This window comes from Herbaspirillum lusitanum (assembly GCF_026127345.1).
In the GTDB taxonomy this organism is placed as follows: Bacteria; Pseudomonadota; Gammaproteobacteria; order Burkholderiales; family Burkholderiaceae_D; genus Herbaspirillum; species Herbaspirillum lusitanum.
The window spans coordinates 65958-86316 of sequence record NZ_QXFG01000004.1; the positions used below are offsets into that span (position 1 = coordinate 65958).

General features: G+C 60.8%; 17 protein-coding genes. 12 read left to right on the forward strand and 5 right to left on the reverse strand.

The features are described 5' to 3' along the window. Window positions 1–25: 25 nt before the first annotated feature. Both DXT88_RS03600 and DXT88_RS03605 read right to left on the reverse strand, forming a co-directional pair. Entirely contained in the window at window positions 26–328 is a 303-nt protein-coding gene (locus DXT88_RS03600; protein ID WP_016836596.1) for a hypothetical protein, read from the reverse strand. 60 nt (window positions 329–388) lie between these two features. After that, window positions 389–2143, reverse strand: a complete 1755-nt coding sequence (locus tag DXT88_RS03605; protein ID WP_265211649.1) for a glutamine--tRNA ligase/YqeY domain fusion protein — start codon at window positions 2141–2143, stop codon at window positions 389–391. A 202-nt stretch (window positions 2144–2345) separates the two neighbouring features. Here DXT88_RS03605 and DXT88_RS03610 point away from each other — a divergent pair, with 202 nt between their 5' ends. Continuing rightward, entirely contained in the window at window positions 2346–2498 is a 153-nt protein-coding gene (locus DXT88_RS03610; protein WP_016836593.1) for a hypothetical protein, read from the forward strand. 174 nt (window positions 2499–2672) lie between these two features. Here the strand turns inward: DXT88_RS03610 and DXT88_RS03615 are convergent, their stop codons facing one another. Then, window positions 2673–3476 (reverse strand): LytR/AlgR family response regulator transcription factor, encoded by an 804-nt coding sequence (locus DXT88_RS03615; RefSeq protein ID WP_265211650.1) that lies wholly within the window; start codon window positions 3474–3476, stop codon window positions 2673–2675. Between the two features lie 10 nt (window positions 3477–3486). Next, on the reverse strand, window positions 3487–4575 hold the full coding sequence (locus DXT88_RS03620) for a sensor histidine kinase (protein WP_016836590.1): 1089 nt from the start codon (window positions 4573–4575) through the stop codon (window positions 3487–3489). A gap of 186 nt (window positions 4576–4761) precedes the next feature. Here DXT88_RS03620 and ugpQ point away from each other — a divergent pair, with 186 nt between their 5' ends. The 6 genes from ugpQ (at window position 4762) to DXT88_RS03650 (ending at window position 10278) form a co-directional block, all read left to right on the forward strand. After that, window positions 4762–5523: a glycerophosphodiester phosphodiesterase gene (ugpQ, locus tag DXT88_RS03625; protein ID WP_265211651.1), complete on the forward strand. Its 762-nt coding sequence runs from the start codon at window positions 4762–4764 to the stop codon at window positions 5521–5523. A gap of 46 nt (window positions 5524–5569) precedes the next feature. Continuing rightward, a complete protein-coding gene (locus DXT88_RS03630; protein WP_265211652.1) occupies window positions 5570–6076 on the forward strand; it encodes a hypothetical protein in 507 nt (168 codons plus the stop codon). Between the two features lie 167 nt (window positions 6077–6243). Next, complete coding sequence (locus tag DXT88_RS03635; protein WP_029364021.1) at window positions 6244–6459, forward strand: hypothetical protein; 216 nt, start codon at window positions 6244–6246, stop codon at window positions 6457–6459. Window positions 6460–6758: 299 nt separating this feature from the next. After that, window positions 6759–9383, forward strand: a complete 2625-nt coding sequence (gene alaS / locus DXT88_RS03640) for an alanine--tRNA ligase (RefSeq protein ID WP_265211654.1) — start codon at window positions 6759–6761, stop codon at window positions 9381–9383. A gap of 14 nt (window positions 9384–9397) precedes the next feature. Next, window positions 9398–9949, forward strand: a complete 552-nt coding sequence (locus DXT88_RS03645; protein WP_265211655.1) for an NUDIX domain-containing protein — start codon at window positions 9398–9400, stop codon at window positions 9947–9949. 95 nt (window positions 9950–10044) lie between these two features. Then, the gene (locus tag DXT88_RS03650) at window positions 10045–10278 is read left to right on the forward strand and encodes a sulfurtransferase TusA family protein (RefSeq protein WP_007876134.1); all 234 of its coding nucleotides are present in this window, start codon (window positions 10045–10047) and stop codon (window positions 10276–10278) included. 118 nt (window positions 10279–10396) lie between these two features. On the opposite strand, the gene DXT88_RS03655 is transcribed toward DXT88_RS03650, so the two are convergent. After that, window positions 10397–12007 (reverse strand): FMN-binding glutamate synthase family protein, encoded by a 1611-nt coding sequence (locus DXT88_RS03655; RefSeq protein ID WP_265211656.1) that lies wholly within the window; start codon window positions 12005–12007, stop codon window positions 10397–10399. A gap of 387 nt (window positions 12008–12394) precedes the next feature. On the opposite strand from DXT88_RS03655, the gene DXT88_RS03660 reads away from it, so the two are divergent. The 5 genes from DXT88_RS03660 to nusA all read left to right on the forward strand — a co-directional run bounded on the left by DXT88_RS03660 (window position 12395) and on the right by nusA (window position 20312). Beyond that, entirely contained in the window at window positions 12395–14530 is a 2136-nt protein-coding gene (locus tag DXT88_RS03660) for a bifunctional diguanylate cyclase/phosphodiesterase (protein WP_265211657.1), read from the forward strand. Window positions 14531–14997: 467 nt separating this feature from the next. Beyond that, window positions 14998–16002 (forward strand): SMC-Scp complex subunit ScpB, encoded by a 1005-nt coding sequence (gene scpB / locus DXT88_RS03665; protein WP_265211658.1) that lies wholly within the window; start codon window positions 14998–15000, stop codon window positions 16000–16002. Next, complete coding sequence (rluB, locus tag DXT88_RS03670; protein WP_265211659.1) at window positions 15989–18001, forward strand: 23S rRNA pseudouridine(2605) synthase RluB; 2013 nt, start codon at window positions 15989–15991, stop codon at window positions 17999–18001. Before scpB ends, rluB begins: the two co-directional genes overlap by 14 nt. Window positions 18002–18264: 263 nt before the next feature. Further along, window positions 18265–18753: a ribosome maturation factor RimP gene (gene rimP / locus DXT88_RS03675; protein WP_116434890.1), complete on the forward strand. Its 489-nt coding sequence runs from the start codon at window positions 18265–18267 to the stop codon at window positions 18751–18753. Next, window positions 18750–20312, forward strand: coding sequence for a transcription termination factor NusA (gene nusA, locus DXT88_RS03680; RefSeq protein ID WP_265211660.1), 1563 nt, complete (start codon window positions 18750–18752; stop codon window positions 20310–20312). The genes rimP and nusA overlap by 4 nt, the downstream gene beginning before the upstream one ends. The last annotated feature ends 47 nt before the right edge of the window (window positions 20313–20359 follow it).

Genomic DNA, 20359 nt, shown 5'->3' on the forward strand with positions numbered 1-20359 from the left:
AATGCGCACCTGCGCATGTCCGGGTTTATTTTGTATAGCTGAGATGAAGCGGGCGGAATTTCGAGTACAGCCACAGGCCGCAGGCGAACAGCGTGCCGAGAAAGCCGGTGAAGATCAGCGCCATCATGATGCCGACGAACGGCGAGGCGATCAGGCCCATCAGGCCGGTCAGATGCTGGCCGTTCCAGACGATGGTTTCGGCGCCGAAGAAGGCGAACAAGCCCATCAGGACAGCCAGCGGCACCATCGAGAAAGTGGCGGCGACGAACAGGATCTTGTATACCGTGCCGAACGAGAAGCGCTGGATTTGCAATGTTTCAAACATCATGGACTCGCAAAAAAATGCCGACGTCCTGGGATGCCGGCGGGAAGAATATGATTGGACTGATTATTTGGCGACCCAGCTGTCCTTGAGCGTGACGGCACGGTTGAACACCGGCTTGCCGGCGACGGAGTCGACGCGGTCGGCGACGAAATAGCCGTGGCGTTCGAACTGGTAGATCGCGCCGGCTGCGGCGGTCTTCAGCGTCGGTTCCAGGTAGGCGGTGATGACTTCCTTGGAGGACGGGTTCAACGCCAGCTTGAAATCCTTGCCGCCGGCGTCCGGATGGGCGTCGGTGAAGAGACGATCGTACAGGCGCACTTCGGCTTCCAGCGCATGGTCGGCGCTGACCCAGTGCAGGTTGCCCTTGACCTTGTAGTTGGCGCTGCCGGGTGTGCCGCTCTTGCTGTCTTCGAAGTAGTTGCAATGCACGGCGATGACGTTGCCGTCCGCATCCTTGTCGCAGCCGGTGCACTCGACCACGTAGCCGTAGCGCAGGCGCACCTTGTTGCCGGGGAAAAGGCGGAAGTAGCCCTTGGTCGGCACTTCCATGAAGTCTTCCTTTTCGATCCACAGGTTCCTGGTGATCGGGAACAGGCGATGCTCGCTGTCGTGCAGAGGGTGCGCCGGCGGATACACCGGTGCGCTGCATTCGACGCTTTGGCCTTCCGGGAAATTGTCGATGATCAGCTTCAGCGGACGCAGCACGGCGACGGCGCGCGGCGCCTTCGGGTCGAGGTCGTCGCGCAGCGCGCCTTCAAGGATGCTGTAGTCGATCCAGCTGTTGTTCTTGGAGGCGCCGGTGCGGTCGCACATCAGGCGGATCGCTTCCGGCGTGTAGCCGCGACGACGCAGGCCGACGATGGTCGGCATGCGCGGATCGTCCCAGCCGCTGACGATGTGTTCATCGACCAGTTGCTTGAGCTTGCGCTTGCTGGTGATGATGTAGGTCAGGTTCAGGCGCGCGAATTCGTATTGATGCGGCAGCGGCTTCTTGAAGAAACCTTCTTCGGCCAGGCGTTCCAGCACCCAGTCGTAGAATGGTCGCTGGTCTTCGAACTCCAGCGTACAGATCGAGTGGGTGATGCTTTCCAGCGCGTCTTCGATCGGATGCGCGTAGCTGTACATCGGATACACGCACCACTTGTCGCCGGTGTTGTGGTGGGTGGCGTGGCGGATGCGGTAGATGGCCGGGTCGCGCAGATTCATGTTGGGGCTGGCCATGTCGATCTTGGCGCGCAGGATCAGCGTGCCGTCGGCGTGTTTGCCGTCGCGCATTTCTTCGAACAGGCGCAGTGATTCGTCGGCCGGGCGGTTGCGCCACGGCGAATCGGTGCCGGGTTCGGTCAGCGTGCCGCGGGTTTCGCGCATCTGTTCGGCGTTTTGTTCATCGACGTAAGCCAGGCCCTTGCGGATCAGCGCTTGCGCGCCGGCGTACATGACGTCGAAATAATTGCTGGCGTAGTACAGGTGCGGCTGGCCGTCGTGGTCCCAGTCGAAGCCCAGCCATTTGACCGAGTCGATGATGGTGTCGACATATTCCTGGTCTTCCTTCTCCGGATTGGTGTCGTCGAAGCGCAGGTGGCAGCGGCCGTTGTAGTCGCGCGCCAGGCCGAAGTTGAGGCAGATCGACTTGGCGTGGCCGATGTGCAGGTAGCCGTTCGGTTCGGGCGGAAAGCGGGTCACTACCTGCGGCAGGGCCTGGCCCTGCTTGTCGCTGCGTTCGGCATAGGTGCCGGAAACGAGGTCGGCTTCGATGATGCCGCGCAGGAAATTGGTGGATGGTGCCGGAGTGTGACCGTTTTTCAGTTCGTTGCTCATGGATGCTTTGTGGGGAGACATATAGGTATAGACAGTCATTTTACCGCAGCAAGGGGTGTTGACGGGGTTTTGCGGCGCATTGGAAGTGCTGCCCGCAGGCGCACGGCGGGAAATAATTGATTACACCTGATACGGATGCGAATTACCTGCCGTTTTCCTTCGCTGGCAAGCTGTGCCCATCGCCAAGTCCAAGGAGGATGTCATGAAGAAGCTGCTCAAACTCGCCATTGCCGGCATATTGGTCGCCACCTCGCTGTCCGCCTGCATCGTGGTCCCGGTCGGCCCGCCGCACGGCGGTGGTTATTACCGCCATGGGCCGTATTACGGTGGCGGCGGCTATTACGGCGGTCGTTGATCCGCCGCTGCAATTCGCTCCTCGCGGGCGGCGTTTCGTCGCATTGCGCTGTTTCTTCCCGACACGGCTGCAGATACTGGAATCCTGATTTGATTGGATCAACGGGAGAATTCCATGTCTGTCGGCTTCCTCAAGGCCCTCCATATGCTGGGCGTGGTGCTAATGGTCGCGGGTCTACATTTGCCGGAACAGGTGCGCAAACAGGCGGCTGACGGCCAGCGTCTCGGGGCGCTGACGCAGTTTCAATGACAGCTTGCCGGCCTCGTCGCGCTGCGCGGCGGCGACTTCGGCAATTTGCACGACGGTGCCGCGATGGACCTGCCAGAAACGCTCGGGGTCGAGCTGCGGGATCAATTCTCTGAGGCTGGTGCGGATCAGCGCTTCGCCGTCTGCGGTGACGACGTTGACGTACTTGTCCGTGGCTTCGAAATACACCACGTCGTCGACCGGAATCAGCCTGACCTGGTTGCCGACGGCGGCGCGGATCATGCGAAGGCGCTCCTGCGCCACGGGTGAAGCCAGTGCACCTGGCGCCAGGCTGCGCAGCTGCGCCAGCACCTGTTCCAGTCCCTGATCATTCGTCTTCTTCAATCTCGCCTGCAGGCGTGCCACGGTGAGCGCCAGGCGTTCGTCGTTGGCCGGCTTGAGCACGTAGTCGATCGCCGCCTGCTCGAACGCCTGGATCGCATAGTCGTCGTAGGCGGTGACAAATACCAGCAAGGGGAAAGGCCGCTGGTGCGGCCATTCGTCGGCCAGTTCGCGTGCCGCTTCCAGGCCGCTCTGGCCGGGCATCCTGATATCGAGGAAAAGAACGTCGGGTTGCAGCGCCAGCGCCTGTTCGACGGCGGCCATGCCGTTGGACGCGATGCCGGCGATGTCGAGGCCGGGCCACAATCGTTGCAGCTGTGCGGACAGGGTGTCGGCGAGCAGGGCTTCGTCTTCGGCAATCAGGGCGCGGACAGGCGGCGTGGCTGGCATGGTTGACGGATTAATTGGGCTCGACGTAGGACTTCTTGAGGGCGTACACCGGAATGGTGATTTGCGCGACCGTGCCTTCGGGGATGTTATGCGTCAAGGTCAGCTCGGCCTCCGGCCCGTACAGCACTGACAGGCGGGCGCGGATGTTTTCCAGGCCAAGGTGCGTGCTGTCCGGGCGATTGTAGCTGGCAGTGCTGTTGAGGCCCATGCCGGTGTCGAACACGCTGATGATCAGCAACTCCTGATGTTGGGTTACGCTGACGGTGCAGTCGCCGCCGTCGATCTTGGGTTCGAGGCCGTGGCGGATGGCGTTTTCGACCAGCGGCTGCAGCAGCATCGGCGCAATGCGCTGGCGTCGCAACTCGTCCGGCAACTGCAGGCTGTAGGTCAGGCGCAGGCCCATGCGCAGCGACATCAGGCCGAGGTAGGCCTTGATCAGGTCGAATTCCTGGCCCAGCGTGGTCTGTTCGCTGCGCGAGGTCGACAGCGTGGCGCGCAGGTAATGGATCAACTGGTCGAGCATTTGCTGCGCGCGTATTGGCTCGCTGGAAATCAGCGTCTGCAGCGTTGCCAGCGTATTGAACAGCATGTGTGGCTCGATCTGCGCCTGCAGCATCTGCAATTGGGCTTGCAAGGCTTGCTTCTCGATGACGACATTGCGCGCTTCGAGCGCGGCCATTTTTTCCCGGTTCCAGTAGAACAGGGTGGCGCCGACGCAGGCCAGCAGGATCAGGACGATCACGCCGATGGTGTTGTTGGCCTGGCCGGTGTTGAAAATCCTGAGCGGATAGCCGAGCAGGGCGCCGGCGATCATGTTGCCGATGACGAACGACAAGGGCGCGAAAATCACCAGCATCAGCAGGAAGCCGGGTTTGTTCGGCTCGTCCTCGCCCCATAGCAGCAGGCGGCCGCAGTCGATCAGCACCATCGCGGTGGTGCCGATGCAGATCGAGAACACCAGGTTTTCAACGAAGCCGGCGCCGATGCGCATGAGGTAAGTGACCACCAGCGCGCACAGCAGGTTGATGATCATGGTCGGCAGCAGGCCGCGCAGTAGTTCCGGCGGGATGAGGCGTAAGCGTGAAGCGGGGATGGTCATGAAAAGTTCTGAGCGGATCCGGTGAGTTCTCGAATTTGCGACTGGGTTACGAATTCGGGAATGGTAACCCGATTCGGCAGCTGCACCAGCCGCCGGCGACGAAGCGGCGAATCCGGGCGATGAAATGCTGTTATCGCGTCGCCGCCCGGCATAGAATGTCGGCACTAAATTATGCGGGAGAAAAACATGTGGCCTTATCCAAAAGTAGCGGCGCATCGCGGCGGCGGCACGCTGGCGCCGGAAAACACGCTGGCGGGCTTCCGCTGCGGCATGGCGCACGGTTTCCGCGCGGTGGAGTTCGACGTCATGCTGACCGCCGACGAGCAGGCCATCCTGATGCACGACCCGGTATTCGGCCGTACGCTGCCGGGCGAAGGCAAGGTCGCCGAGCACACGCTGGCGCAATTGCAGCAGCTTGACGCCGGCGGCTGGCACAGCCCGCAATATGCCGGCGAAGCGGTCTGCACCTTGCAACAGGTACTGGAGTTCAGCCGCGCCAACGGCATCTGGATGAACATTGAGATCAAGCCGGCCGGCGACGCCTGGGCTGTGCGCACCGGCGAAGTGGCGGGCGAGGTGACGGCGCGGTTTTTCGCCGCTGAAATCGCTGCCCACGTGCCGGGACGGAACGACCGCACGCTGCCGCTGTTTTCGTCGTTTTCCTTCGACGCGCTGATGGCGGCCAAGCGGGTCGCGCCGGGTATCCCGCGCGGCTTCCTGGTCGATCGCATTCCCGCGGATTGGGAAGCGCGTTTGCAGGCGCTCGAGGCGGTGGCGTTGCACACCAGTCACAAGAATCTGACGCCGGCGCTGGCGCAGGCGGTGAAACAGGCGGGATATGGTTTATTCTGCTACACCGTCAACGATCCGGCCCGCGCAGAAGAGATTCTGGGCTGGGGCGTGGATGGATTTTGCACCGACCGCATTGATCTGATCGGTCCGGAATAAGCACAACAAGAGAAACAAAGAGAAACCAGTCAGGGAAGCAAGGAACATGAAAACCAAGGGCATGCTCAGCATGCTGGCGGCAGCAGCCGTCATCGTCATCACCAGCAACGCCGGCGCTCAGTCCGGCGGCAGCCAGAAGAAATACACCGACGACAGCATCGTGCGCGACCTCAAGGCCGGCAAGCTGACGGTGCGCGAGGCGCAAATCCTGCAAGACCGTCGCGATCATGCGGCGGTAAAGGCGGCAGCCGCAACGCTGCCGGCGACTCCGGCAAAGACTGGCGCGACTGCAAGGAAGACGCACGCCGCCAAACCGGTAAAGCCGGGTAAAGCCCTCAAGAAAAAAAACAAGGCGCCCGTCAGGCAATTGACCAGTCCGCATCCCCGGCACGCAGCGCAAAAAACGCATGGAGGAAAAAACCATCACCTCGCCAAGCCCCACTACGCGGTTGCAGTGAAGGAGCAGCCGGCCAAAGCGGTGAGCAAGAAAGATCGCGCTGCCACCAAAAAAGCCGAACCGATCCGCACAACTGCGGTGAAATACATCAGGTAATTCCTGAATGGATTTCTGGTGCGCTCCGCTTAAACTATGTCAACGCGAATCAGAATTCTGGCGTTACAGCAAAGACAGGCCGCATGTCAGAGCGGATTCGCCGAATTGACGGGGGACGTGACAAACAATCGTCAGCGAGCTTGTAAGAACCAACTTAAGAGGAAAAGATGAAACTGAATAAATTATTGGCAGCCGTACTCGTCGCCGCTTTCGCCATGCCTGTTCTGGCACAGAACGCTCCCGCAGCACCTGGCGCTCCTGCAGCGGCCGCACCCGCAGCACCGGCAGCCAAGGCGCCGCATGCCAAGCACAAGAAACACGCTAAAAAGCACAAGAAACACGCCAAGAAGAGCAAGAACGGCAAGCTGTATCAAGGCGCTTGATTTACCGGAGGGGATTTTGGCCAGGCAAGTCGTGAGGGGGATAGGTCGGAGAATTCCGAGACCGGTCTGATTCAGGTTGCAGGTTGATATCGCCATTGACCCGTTGGGAGCAATCCGAACGGGTTTTTTTACGTCTTTTTTTCGATCGGACGTGTTGACTTGCGGCAAACGTGCTGCAGGCCTTGCCGACCATGATTGCGGCAGGGCTAATCACGTATAATCACCGGTTCACAGCAGCCGATTACAGCAGCTTTCTCTGCCAACTCATTTTTGCACCGTTTTCTTTACAGTCCTAGAACATGAACTCAGCCGAAATCCGCGACAAGTTTCTGAAATTCTTTGAATCCAAGGGACACACCATCGTCCGTTCGTCCAGCCTGGTGCCGGGCAACGACCCCACCTTGTTGTTTACCAACTCCGGCATGGTCCAGTTCAAGGACGTGTTCCTGGGCACCGACAAGCGCAATTACGTGCGCGCCACCTCCGTGCAGCGCTGCCTGCGCGCCGGCGGCAAGCACAACGATCTGGAAAACGTCGGCTACACCGCGCGTCACCACACCTTCTTCGAAATGCTGGGCAACTGGTCCTTCGGCGACTATTTCAAGCACGACTCGCTGGTATGGGCCTGGGAGCTGCTGACCAAGGTCTACGGCCTGCCCGCTGAAAAGCTGTGGGCTACCGTCTATGAAACCGACGACGAAGCCTACGACATCTGGCACAAGGTCATCGGCCTGCCGAAAGAACGCATCGTGCGCATCGGCGACAACAAGGGGGCGCCGTACGCTTCCGACAACTTCTGGCAAATGGCCGATACCGGCCCGTGCGGTCCCTGCTCGGAAATCTTCTACGATCATGGTCCCGACGTCTGGGGCGGTCCTCCGGGCAGCCCTGAGCAGGACGGCGACCGCTACATCGAAATCTGGAACAACGTGTTCATGCAGTTCGACCGCCAGATCGATCCGAAGACCGGCGAAGCCACGCTGACCCCGCTGCCGGCGCCGTGCGTCGACACCGGCATGGGCCTGGAACGCCTGGCTGCGATCCTGCAGCACGTGCACAGCAACTACGAGATCGACCTGTTCCAGAAGCTGATCAAGGCAGCCGCGCGCGAGACCAATGTCACTGATCTGGAAAACAATTCCCTGAAGGTCATCGCCGACCACATCCGCGCGACGTCCTTCCTCATCGTCGACGGCGTGATTCCGGGCAACGAAGGCCGCGGCTATGTGCTGCGCCGTATCATCCGCCGCGCGCTGCGTCACGGCCACAAGCTGGGCCAGACCCAGCCGTTCTTCTACAAGCTGGTCAAGGACCTGGTCGCCGAAATGGGCGCGGCCTATCCGGAACTCCCGGCCGCTGCTGCGCGTGTCGAACAAGTCCTCAAACAGGAAGAAGAGCGTTTTGGCGAGACGCTGGAGCACGGCATGAAGATCCTCGAAGCCGCGCTGGCCAAGAACGCCGCCAGGCTCGACGGCGAGACAGCCTTCACGCTGTACGACACCTACGGCTTCCCACTGGATCTGACCGCCGACATCTGCCGCGAGCGCAATGTCGAACTGGACGAAGCCGGTTTCGCCACGGCCATGGAGCGTCAGAAATCGACCGCCCGCGCCGCCGGTAAATTCAAGTTGGCCGCCGGCATCGAATACAGCGGTGGCAAGACCAGGTTCGTCGGTTACGACGCGCTGACGCAGCAGGCCAAGGTCACTGCGCTGTACGTCGACGGCAGCGCCGTCGCCAAGGTCGAAGCCGGCCAGGACGCCATCGTGGTGCTCGACACCACGCCGTTCTATGCAGAATCGGGCGGCCAGGCAGGCGATGCCGGTGCATTGGAATCGTCGGGCGCGCTGTTTGCCGTGGCCGACACGCAAAAGATCCAGCCGGAAGTGTTCGGTCATCACGGCAGCCTGATCAAGGGTTCACTGTCGGTGGGCGATGCCGTGGAAGCCAAGGTCGATGCAGAGCAACGTGCACAGATCATGCGCAACCACTCGGCCACTCACCTGATGCACAAGGCGCTGCGTGAAGTGCTGGGCGACCATGTGTCGCAAAAGGGCTCGCTGGTCGACGCCGACAAGACGCGTTTCGATTTTAGCCACAATGCGCCGATGAGCGCCGAGGAAATCCGTCGCGTCGAAGAAATCGTCAACCGCGAAATCCTGGCCAATGCCGCGACGGAAGCAAAACTGATGGGCTACGACGACGCCGTCGGCGCCGGTGCAATGGCGCTGTTCGGCGAGAAGTACGGCGACGAAGTGCGGGTGCTGTCGATCGGTTCGTCGCGTGAACTGTGCGGCGGTACGCACGTGTCGCGCACGGGCGATATCGGCCTGTTCAAGATCGTTGCGGAAGGCGGCGTTGCCGCCGGTATCCGTCGCGTCGAAGCCGTCAGCGGCGAAGGCGCACTGGCGCTGGTGCAGAGCTTGAGCAACCGCATCGCCGAAGCGGCTGCGGCGCTGAAGGCGCAGCCGGAAGAACTGACCCAGCGCATCGCGCAGGTGCAGGATCACGTCAAGGCGCTGGAAAAGGAATTGTCGGCATTGAAGTCGAAGCTGGCCTCCAGCCAGGGCGACGAATTGCTCGCGCAAGCGGTTGACGTCAATGGCATCAAGGTGCTGGCGGCGACGCTGGAAGGCGCCGATGTCGCCACGCTGCGCGAAACCATGGACAAGCTCAAGGACAAGCTCAAGACCGCCGCCATCGTGCTGGCATCGGTCAAGGACGGCAAGGTCAGCCTGATCGCCGGCGTCACTGCCGATGCGACATCGAAGGTCAAGGCTGGTGAACTGGTCAACTTCGTCGCCCAGCAAGTCGGCGGCAAGGGCGGCGGACGTCCCGACATGGCGCAAGCCGGCGGCACCGATCCGAGCGGCTTGCCGAAGGCGCTGCAAGGCGTCGTCGCCTGGGTCGGCGCAAAAGCGTAAGCACGAGCGCATCCATGAGCGATTTCAAGTTCTGCCCCGTCTGCGCCACCTCGCTGGTGATGCGCGCCGACGAACAAGAGGCGGGCAAGCTGCGGCTTGCCTGCCCCGACGGCCACTGGACGCACTGGGACAATCCCTTGCCGGTGCTGGCGGCCCTGGTCGAGATCGACGGCAAGATGTTGCTGGCGCGTAATGCGGCATGGCCGGAAGGCCGGTTCGCGCTGATTACCGGCTTCATGGAGCGCGATGAAACGCCGGAGCAGGGCATCGCCCGAGAAATAAAAGAAGAAACCGATCTGGATGCCAACCAGATCACCCTGATCGGCGTTTACGAGTTCATGCGCAAGAATGAACTGATCATTGCGTATCACGTGAAAGCCTCGGGCCAGATCAGGTTGTCTCCGGAATTGCTGGAGTATCGCCTGGTGGCCCCACCCGATTTGCGGCCTTGGCCGGCGGGGACGGGATACGCTGTGGCGGAGTGGATGCGGCGGCACGATTTGCCGGTCCAGTTCGTTGAATTTGCCGGCTCATCCACCCCGCTAGTTTCCCCTGCACAACAGTAGTGCGCGAAATACAACACAGTATGTTGCGACGCACCAAGGCGGTTCAGGTTGGAGTAGAATTCTCGAACGATCACTAGGAATTTTTGATTCACAGTATGGTTATTGAATTTCACAGAGAGCTGGATGCACGGGGCCTGAATTGCCCGCTGCCGATACTGAAAACCAAGAAGGCATTGGCCGACATGTCGAGCGGTCAGGTATTGCGCGTGACGGCGACCGACACCGGTTCGGTGCGCGACTTCCAGGCATTCGCCAAGCAGACCGGCAACGATTTGCTGTCGCAGTCGCAAGAGAATCAGGAATTCATTTTCTTCATGAAGCGTAAATAATTTCGAGAATATTTACCTTGGCGCACGCGCCGCTTCTGTAGAAGACCAGCATGAAAACGCCCGCAATCGCGGGCGTTTTTCATTGGCGCGCCGTCCTGGCCGCGTCACGTAAAACAACTCAATGGAAGCTGCTGCCGATTTCCGGATGGAAGCTTTCGGCGCGTGCGATCGGCCAGTATTTTTCGTAGACCTGGTAGCGGTAATTGCCGGTGATCAGGTCGCCCGGCTCCAGGTATTTGAGCATCTCCGACAGTAGTTGTATTTCATGGTCGTTGATGCGATGAACGATGTGGAACGGACGCAGCGCCGAGGTGTGCGGCAAGCCGGCCGCCTGCACCAGTTCCTGCAGCGCATGCAGCGTACTCTGGTGGAAGCGGTAGACGCGTTCGGCCTTGTCCGGCACCACCAGCGCGCGGGCGCGCGTCGGATTTTGCGTCGCCACGCCGGTCGGGCAGCGATCGGTGTGGCAGCTCTGCGACTGGATGCAGCCGAGTGCGAACATGAAGCCGCGCGCCGAGTTGCACCAGTCGGCGCCGAGCGCCAGCGTGCGGGCGACGTCGAAGGCGGTGATGATCTTGCCGCTGGCGCCGATCTTGACGCGGTCGCGCATGCCGATGCCGACCAGCGTGTTGTGCACCATCAGCAGGCCTTCCTGCAGCGGCATGCCGACGTGGTCGGTGAACTCCAGCGGCGCCGCGCCGGTGCCGCCTTCGGCGCCGTCGACAGTGATGAAGTCGGGCACGATGTTGGTTTCCAGCATGGCCTTGGCGATGCCGAAGAATTCCCAGGGATGGCCGACGCACAGCTTGATTCCGGTCGGTTTGCCGCCCGACAGCGTGCGCAGTTTTTCAATGAATTGCAGCAATCCGATCGGCGAAGAGAACGATGAATGCACCGCCGGCGAGATGCAGTCGACGCCCATCGGGATGCCGCGCGTGGCGGAAATCTCCGGCGTGATCTTGGCCGCCGGCAGCACGCCGCCGTGGCCGGGTTTGGCGCCTTGCGACAACTTCACTTCGATCATTTTCACCTGCGGCGCGTTGGCCTGGACGGCGAATTTCTCTTCGTCGAAACTGCCGTCCGGATGGCGGCAGCCGAAGTAACCGGAGGCGATCTGCCAGACCAGATCGCCGCCGAATTCGCGGTGATAGGTAGAGATCGATCCTTCGCCGGTGTCGTGCGCGAAGTTGCCTTTTTTGGCGCCCTGATTAAGCGCGCGGATGGCATTGGACGAGAGCGAGCCGAAGCTCATCGCCGAGACATTGAAGACCGACATTGCATACGGTTGCGCGAGGCCTTCTCCGACGACGACGCGGAAATCATGGCTGGCGATCCTGGTCGGCGACAGCGAGTGGCCGATCCATTCGTAGCCGGCCAGCTTGACGTCGAGCTCGGTGCCGAACGGGCGGCTGTCGACGTCGGCCTTGGCGCGCTGATAGACCACGCTGCGTTTCTTGCGCGTGAACGGCGCGCCATCGTTTTCACCTTCGAAGAAGTACTGGCGGATTTCCGGGCGGATCGCTTCGAACAAAAAGCGGAAATGGCCCATCAACGGGTAGTTGCGCAGTACTGCATGGCGGCGTTGCACGATATCGCGCACACCGATCATGCTTAGCGCCAGCGGCGCTGCAGCCCACCACCAGCTGACCACATGGCCCGAGGCGAGGATGGCGAGCGCCAGCGTCAGGAAAATCATGAACCACAAGATCATGTAACGAGTTGCCCACATACCAGCGTCCTTTTTGTTGTTTGTCAGGCGGTGTTGGGATTCTACTGCTGCCAGGGGAGTGGCATGGGCCGAAAAGAATGGTATTTACGGCAATCACCGGAGGCTTCAGGGTTGCGCCAGATTGGTGCGTTGCGTGGGAGGGACAACTGCCGGGAAAGCGGCACAGGTATTGCTTTGTGGATATACATACTCAAGAGTTTGGGCTGGGCTTGACGTACCGGGCCAGATGGTTGAATGGCATTGTTATTGCTTATTGTGATCAAAAAATGGGTGGCCGCTCATCATTGCCTGGACGCAATGTAGCCCGTCAGAACCTGTTGCAATCTCCGCTCATTCCCTTTCGTTATTGCCGTGTGGCATGGATTGTGTAACCCCATTGATGAACCTATGAAGATCGTCGCTTCCGTGATTCCGCCAGACAACGCCGCCGCCATCACGTCCATCGCCAGGCCCCCGCGTTTGCTGGAAACCCTGCTGGCCAATCTGGACGGCATGGTCTATCGCTGCCGCGACGACGAAGAATGGACCATGGAGTTCGTCAGCGAGGGATGTCTTGAGCTGACCGGCTATCAACCGGAACAACTGCTGTTCAATCACCGTATCTCTTACGAAGACATCACCCATCCCGAAGACCGCGAAAAGGTTCGCCGGACCATCCAGTCCTGCCTGGACGGCAAGCGCCGCTTCGAGCTCGAATACCGCATCGTGCGCGCCGACGGCGAAGTGCGCTGGGTGTGGGAGCGCGGCGTCGGCATCTACAACGCCGCCGGGACTCTGGATGCGCTGGAAGGCTACGTGCAGGACGTCACCGCGCGCAAGACAGCGGATCAGGCCTTGCTGGAAGCGGAACGGCGCTACCGCAGCATTTTTGAAAACGCCATCGAAGGCGTGTTTCAATCGACGCCGGACGGCGGCTACATCGCGGTCAACCCGGCACTGGCGCGCATCTACGGCTACAAGTCGGCGGATGATCTGATCGTCAGTCTGCGCGACATCAAGCATCAGTTGTATGTCGAGCCGGAGCGCCGCACCGAATTCATGCGCATGATGGCCGAGTTCGGTTCGGTGTCGAACTTCGAATCGCGCGTCTACCGGCGTGACGGCGAGATCATCTGGATTTCCGAAAATGCCCGCGCCGTGCGTGACGAGGCCGGCACCCTGATGTTTTATGAAGGCACCGTCGAAGCCATCACCGAACGCAAGCTGTATGAAGCCGAAATCCGCCATCAGGCTACGCACGACGCGCTGACCGGCCTTCCCAACCGCACCATGCTGCACAACCATTTGCAGCGCGCAATCCAGAGCACGCGGCAAAAGGGCACGCTGACGGCGGTGGTGTTCGTCGACCTCGATCAGTTCAAGTTCATCAACGACAGCCTCGGCCACCAGGTCGGCGACGAGCTGCTCAAGACCGTGGCGCAGCGGCTGGTGTCGTGCGTGCGTGAAACCGACATGGTGGCGCGTCAGGGTGGCGACGAATTCGTGCTGGTGCTGCAGAATCAACCCGACGAAAATCGCATCACCGAAGTGCTGCAACGCATCCTCACCGCCGTGGCGCGGCCGTGGGTGGTGGGCGATCGCGAATTCCATGTCACCTGCAGCATCGGCGTAAGCCGCTGCCCGACCGACGGCCGCGACGTCGAAACGCTGCTCAAGAACGCCGATTCGGCCATGTATAAAGCCAAGGAGCTGGGGCGCAACAACTTCCAGTATTTCGCCGGCTGGATGGATGCGCAGGTCAGCAATCGCCTGGAAATGCTGGTCAGCCTGCGGCGCGCGCTCGACCGCGACGAATTCAAGCTGTACTACCAGCCCAAGATCAGTCTGGCCAGCGGCCGCATCATCGGCGCCGAGGCGCTGATCCGCTGGATCACGCCGGACCAGGGTATGGTGCCGCCGGACCGTTTCATCCCGTTTGCCGAGGAAGCCGGCCTGATCGTGCCGATCGGCGAATGGGTGTTGCGCACCGCCTGCGCCCAGAACAAGGCCTGGCAGGATGCGGGCCTGGCGCCGATTCCGGTGGCGGTCAACCTGTCGCCGCGCCAGCTCGACCAGAATCTGCCCGAGTTCGTGCGCCAGGTGCTGGCCGAGAGCTGTCTCGCGGCCGCCTGGCTGGAGCTGGAAATCACCGAAAACGTGGTCATGAAGGATGCCGAAAAGACCGTCGCCACGCTCAATGCGCTCAAGCGCCTGGGTTTGCAGGTGTCGGTGGACGACTTCGGTACCGGCTATTCGAGCCTGAGCTACCTGCGCCGCTTCCCGGTGGATGCACTCAAGATCGACAAATCCTTCGTGCGCGACATCGCCCGCGACGCCGACAGTGCGGCGATCGTCAAGGCAGTGATTTCATTGGGTCACATCCTCAACCTGCGGGTCATTGCCGAAGGGGTGGAAGACCAGGAGCAATACAACTTCCTGCTCGAAAACGGCTGCGATGAGGTACAGGGTTATCTGCTTGGCAAGCCGATGCCGGCAGAGGATTTCACGCGCCGGCTGGAGCTGGAAAAGAAGGCGGCCGGCTGATCCGGCCAGCCGTGGGAGCATGCCGCAGCCGGTATTTGTTGCCTCGCAGTCACGTTGTAAATTCTGTCTGACTGCTGCAACGATGCACGATTGAGGCGACAACCGTCCGGGCCTTTGTGCTAAACTCCGCGCAGTATATTTTGCATTTTGCCTCCGGCCACCCGAAAACTCAGCTCGGCGCCGCCTGCAAGGTCAAAAGTTGAAATGGTGCGAGAATCTGGGAACTCAAGATTCTGTGTTCGCAACCAAGCCTTATTTTCCCGCTCATCTTCAACCTCCTATAAATCGAGCGCCGGGAAGCAGCACCAACAGCATCAGCAGCATATTCAGGTTCGACAACCTGGCAGCACCGTTGGCGCTGTGATGAAACTCAACCCGCGCAGCCAGGCTTCGTATAGTCCGTATATCCGATATATCCGAATAGTCAGCCGCGAACTTTTATTAAACAAGCCGCACACGAGTCGTACATGAATACTATTGAGGCCAAGAAAGTCCTCGAAACAGCATTGCTATGCGCCCACGAGCCATTATCAATCAACGAACTGAAGAAGCTTTATGTCTCAGGCGACGATGCCGCCAGTGAAATAACTGCGGACATCATCCGGCAAATGCTGGAAGAACTGCGCGAAGACTGGATCGACAAGGGCGTGGAAGTGGTCAGCCTGTCGACCGGCTGGCGTTTCCAGAGCCGGGCCGAGATGAAAGTCTACCTGGATCGCCTGAATCCTGAAAAGCCGCCGAAATACACCCGCGCCACGCTCGAAACCCTGGCCATCATTGCCTATCGCCAGCCGGTCACCCGCGGCGACATCGAAGAGATTCGCGGCGTGACGGTCAGCACCCAGACCGTCAAGCTGCTGGAAGACCGCGCCTGGATTGAGGCCATCGGCCATCGCGACGTGCCCGGCCGTCCGGCACTGTTTGCGACGACCAGGAAATTCCTCGACGACCTCGGCCTGACTTCGCTGGATCAGTTGCCGCCGCTGAAGACCGTGACCAAGGACGGCGTAGTCGATCCGGGCGCGCTGCTGGAATTGCAGGCGCTGGAAGCCGGCATGCAGGCCGACCTGCTCGCGCAGGGCGAAGCGGAGGCAGCCGCCGGCGAACCTGTCGATGTGGCCGAGCTTGCCGAAGTTGCCGACGGCATTGCAGCGGAACTGACGACCGAAGAAGTTGCCGAATCGGCTGAGTCCGTCGACGAGGCGGGTACAACAGATGCAACGGATGCAACAACTGAAGCCGCCGATGTGGCTGAAGAGCCGGTTGCCGGAACTGCCGTGGAAGAAATTCCAGGGGAAGACATCGAGAATGACGTGGATGCCATCGCACCAAGCGTCGCCAATCACGAAGAAGTGCCGGCTCAAAGCCCTGCTTCTGCTGAAGACATTCACACCAACGACCTCGCCTCCGGCCACGCAAGTGACGCCGCGCCCGGTCTGAATAACCGCGATTCAAATAATGAAACCATCTAGTTCCAATGATGATCAGCAGATAGATCTGCTCGGCGCCGCAGCCGATAATGCCACCGCTGTCAAGCCGGCTCGCAAGCGCGTCAAGAAGGCCGCGGCGGAAGATGTCGCCACCGAAGTTGCGCCGATCGAAAAGCCCGCCAAGGCGCCGGCCAAACCGCGCGCCAAAAAGGTCGCTGCGGAAGCGCCCGCTGAAACGGTCGCGCCTGCACCGGTCGCGGCTGAAGCCGCCGCCGATGCGCCCGCACCGAAGAAGCGCGCGCCACGCGCCAAGAAGGTGGTTGCCGATGCCGATGCTGATACTGCGCCTGCTCCAGCCCCGGTTGCCGAGTCCGCTTCGCCTGCGGCGGAAGCGCCCAAGGTCATTGTCACCATTGGTGAAGAAATCACTGCCGCGCCGGTCCTGCTTGATGCACCGACCGACAGTGCGCGCACCAAGCCGGCCCGCCGCGGTGTACGCGGTCCGCGCGCCTTGCGCAACAATCGCGCCGCACAGCGCGCCGCTGAAGCCGGCGAAGGTGAGCCGCATCATGCCGTTGCCGGCGACGAACAACCGCTTTCGGTGGATGCCAATGCGCCGGTTCCGGTGGCCGACCAGGCCATGGCGGAATCGCGCCGCGACGGTCAGGGCCAGGATCGCAATCGCCAGCAAAAAGGCAAGAAACCATTCGTCAAGGGCGGCAAGCCGAAGGCGCCGCAACTGGGTTTGCGTTCGCATGACGCCGGCGACGACGTATTTTCGTTCGTCACCTCCGATGCCTATGACAAGGAAGACGGCGCTCGCAGCGGCGCGCGCGGCACGCATCAGCTGCGCGGCAAGAACGGCCGCCGTGACCTGACGTCGGAAGACGACGCACCAAAGCTGCACAAGGTGCTGGCCGACTCCGGCCTGGGTTCGCGTCGCGACATGGAAGAACTGATCGTGGCCGGCCGGGTGTCGGTCAATGGCGAGCCTGCTCACATCGGCCAGCGCATCCTGCCGACCGATCAGGTCCGCATCAACGGCAAGCTGTTGCAGCGCAAGGTCAGCAAGAAGCCTCCGCGCGTGCTGGTGTATCACAAGCCGGCCGGCGAAATTGTCAGTCACAACGATCCGGAAGGCCGCCCTTCGGTATTCGATCGCCTGCCGAACATGAAGGCAGCCAAATGGCTGGCCGTCGGTCGTCTCGACTTCAACACCGAAGGTCTGCTGTTGTTTACGACTTCCGGCGACCTGGCCAACCGGCTGATGCACCCGCGTTACAACATCGAGCGTGAATACGCCGTGCGTACGCTGGGCGAACTGGAACAAGGCATGCGCCAGAAACTGTTGCACGGCGTCGAGCTCGATGACGGCGTTGCACAGTTTTCCAAGATCGCCGACGGCGGCGGCGAAGGCGTCAACAAATGGTACCGCGTGACCATCGGCGAAGGCCGTAATCGCGAAGTGCGCCGCATGTTCGAAGCCATCGGCCTGACCGTGTCGCGCCTGATCCGTACACGCTACGGCGTCATGACGCTGCCGCAAGGCCTGAAACGCGGTCGTTGGGAAGAATTGGAAGAAAACGCCGTGCGTACTCTGCTGACGGTGTGCGGTCTGGAAAAACCGGGCGGCGCCGAGGCGCCGTCGGGCAAGTCCAAAGGCGGCAACAGCGGCAATCGCAATGGCAACGGCGATAATCGCAATGGCAATGTCAACGGCGACAGTCAGCCGCGCAGCAACGCCAACGCCAACCCCATGCAACCACGTGGTCCGCGTCGCGACCAGCAACCGTCCTGGCAAGGCCAGGGGCAGGGGCCGCGCCAGGGTCAAGGTTCGCGCCAAGGGCAGGGGCAAGGTCAAGGCCAGGGTGGCCGTCCGCAGGGCAACAAGCCGCGTCAGCCTGACCCGTTGCAGACCGCGCTGGGTTTCCCGGACGCCGGCCAGCGTCGCCACAATCGTCCGCAACGCAATGGCGGCAGCGGTGGCATGCCCGGTCAAGGCATGGGCGCGGGCGGTCAGCAGCGCCGCCGCCGCGGATAAGTCTTTGATTGCTCTGGTATTTTTTTTGCGAATATCGGGGTGTCTGCGGTATGTCCGGCAATCTTGAATTGCCGGACATACCGTAATCGGTTATAATGCGCAAGTTAACGGGGTGTCTTCACGGTGAAATACATCGTGAAGCGGTCCATAGTTGAATAAACGATAAGAACGATGGGCATCTGCCCATTTTTTTTTTGCTGAACAAATTGACGTGTCTGTGCTGGTTGTTTGAAATGCGCAGAACGAAGCGCGGAGAGATTTCCTTGCAATTGCTGGATCTGATTGAAACCACCCTGTCGGGCATGGGCTATGAACTGGTCGACCTCGAGAAAGCGGACCGCGGTCTGGTGCGCGTGTTTATCGATTTTCCGTTCGCCGACGCCGACAAGGGCCCGATCACGGTCGAGGATTGCGAAAAAGTCACGCATCAGCTGTTGCACGTGTTTACCGTCGAAAACGTCAACTACGAACGGCTGGAAGTGTCATCTCCCGGGCTTGATCGCCCCCTGAAAAAGCTCAGCGACTACGTGCGCTTTGCCGATCAGGAAGCAATCGTCAAGCTGCGCATGCCGATGCCGGGCGCAGCCAATCGCAAGTCGTTCCAAGGCATCTTGCGGGCGCCCGAGGGCGAGAATTTAAAACTGGAATTTGAAGCAAACGATGGGTCGGCAGCGTTGTTGGACTTTACGCTCGCCGATGTGGATAAGGCACGCCTGGTGCCGAAAGTGGATTTTAGGAGTCGCAAAGCATGAGTCGCGAAGTTTTGTTATTGGTCGATGCGCTGGCGCGCGAAAAGAACGTCGATAAGGATGTGGTCTTCGGAGCACTGGAGCACGCGCTTGCGCAAGCTACCAAGAAACGCTACGAAGGCGAAGTCGACATCCGCGTGTCGATCGACCGCGAAAGCGGCGAATTCGAATCGTTCCGTCGCTGGCACGTGGTGCCTGACGAAGCAGGTTTGCAATTGCCCGACCAGGAAGTTTTGCACTTCGAAGCCAAGGAACAGATTCCTGACATCGCCGTCGATGAATACATCGAAGAGCCGATCGAGTCCGTGGAATTCGGCCGCCGTTTTGCCCAGGACACCAAGCAAGTCGTCTTGCAGCGCATCCGCGACGCTGAACGCGAACAGATCCTCGCCGACTTCCTTGAGCGCGGCGATTCGCTGGTGACCGGCACGATCAAGCGCATGGAACGCGGCGACGCCATCGTCGAATCCGGCAAGATCGAGGCTCGCCTGCCGCGCGACCAGACGATTCCAAAGGAAAACCTGCGTATCGGCGACCGTGTCCGCGCCTATATCCTGCGCATCGATCGCAATGCACGCGGTCCGCAAGTGATCCTGTCGCGTAACGCGCCTGAATTCATCATGAAGCTGTTCGAACTGGAAGTTCCGGAAATCGAACAAGGCTCGCTGGAAATCAAGTCGGCGGCACGCGACCCGGGCGTACGCGCCAAGATCGCGGTCTTCACCAGCGACAAGCGCATCGATCCTATTGGCACCTGTGTCGGCATGCGCGGTTCGCGCGTGCAGGCCGTGACCGGCGAGCTGGGCGGCGAACGCGTCGACATCGTGTTGTGGTCGGAAGATCCGGCGCAATTCGTCATCGGCGCGCTGGCCCCGGCCAACGTCAGCTCGATCGTCGTGGATGAAGAAAAACACGCCATGGACGTCGTCGTCGACGAAGAAAACCTGGCGATCGCCATCGGCCGCGGCGGCCAGAACGTGCGCCTCGCAGCAGAGTTGACCGGCTGGCAGATCAACATCATGACGGCGGAAGAATCGGCCGACAAATCGGCGCAGGAAACTGCCGCGACCCGCATCCTCTTCATGGAAAAGCTGGACGTCGACCAGGAAGTCGCCGACATCCTGGTGGAAGAAGGTTTCGCCAGCCTGGAAGAAATTGCCTACGTGCCGATCAACGAAATGCTGGAGATCGAATCCTTCGACGAAGAAACCGTCAACGAGCTGCGCAACCGCGCGCGCGATGCACTGGTGACCGAGGCGATTGCCTCCGAAGAAGGTCTGGAAGGCATGGACGAGGAACTGATCAATTTCGAAGAAATGGATCGTGTCGTTGCCGGCAAGCTGGGCCTGGCGGGCGTCAAGAACGTGCCTGCTTTCGCCGCACTGGCGTACGACGAGTTCGGCGCGATTCTGGCCCTCTCGGCCGAACGCGCGCGCCAACTGATTGAGAATGAATTTGAAGATGTGACCGACGATGAAATGAAGCTCATCGATGCTAAATACGACGAGCGTGCCAAGGCACTGCAAGCCAAAGCATGGGCCACCGTGGAAGCAAAGCAGTAAGCGTCCAGGACCACATCATCGCCGAGCCACATAGAAAAGAGGACTGA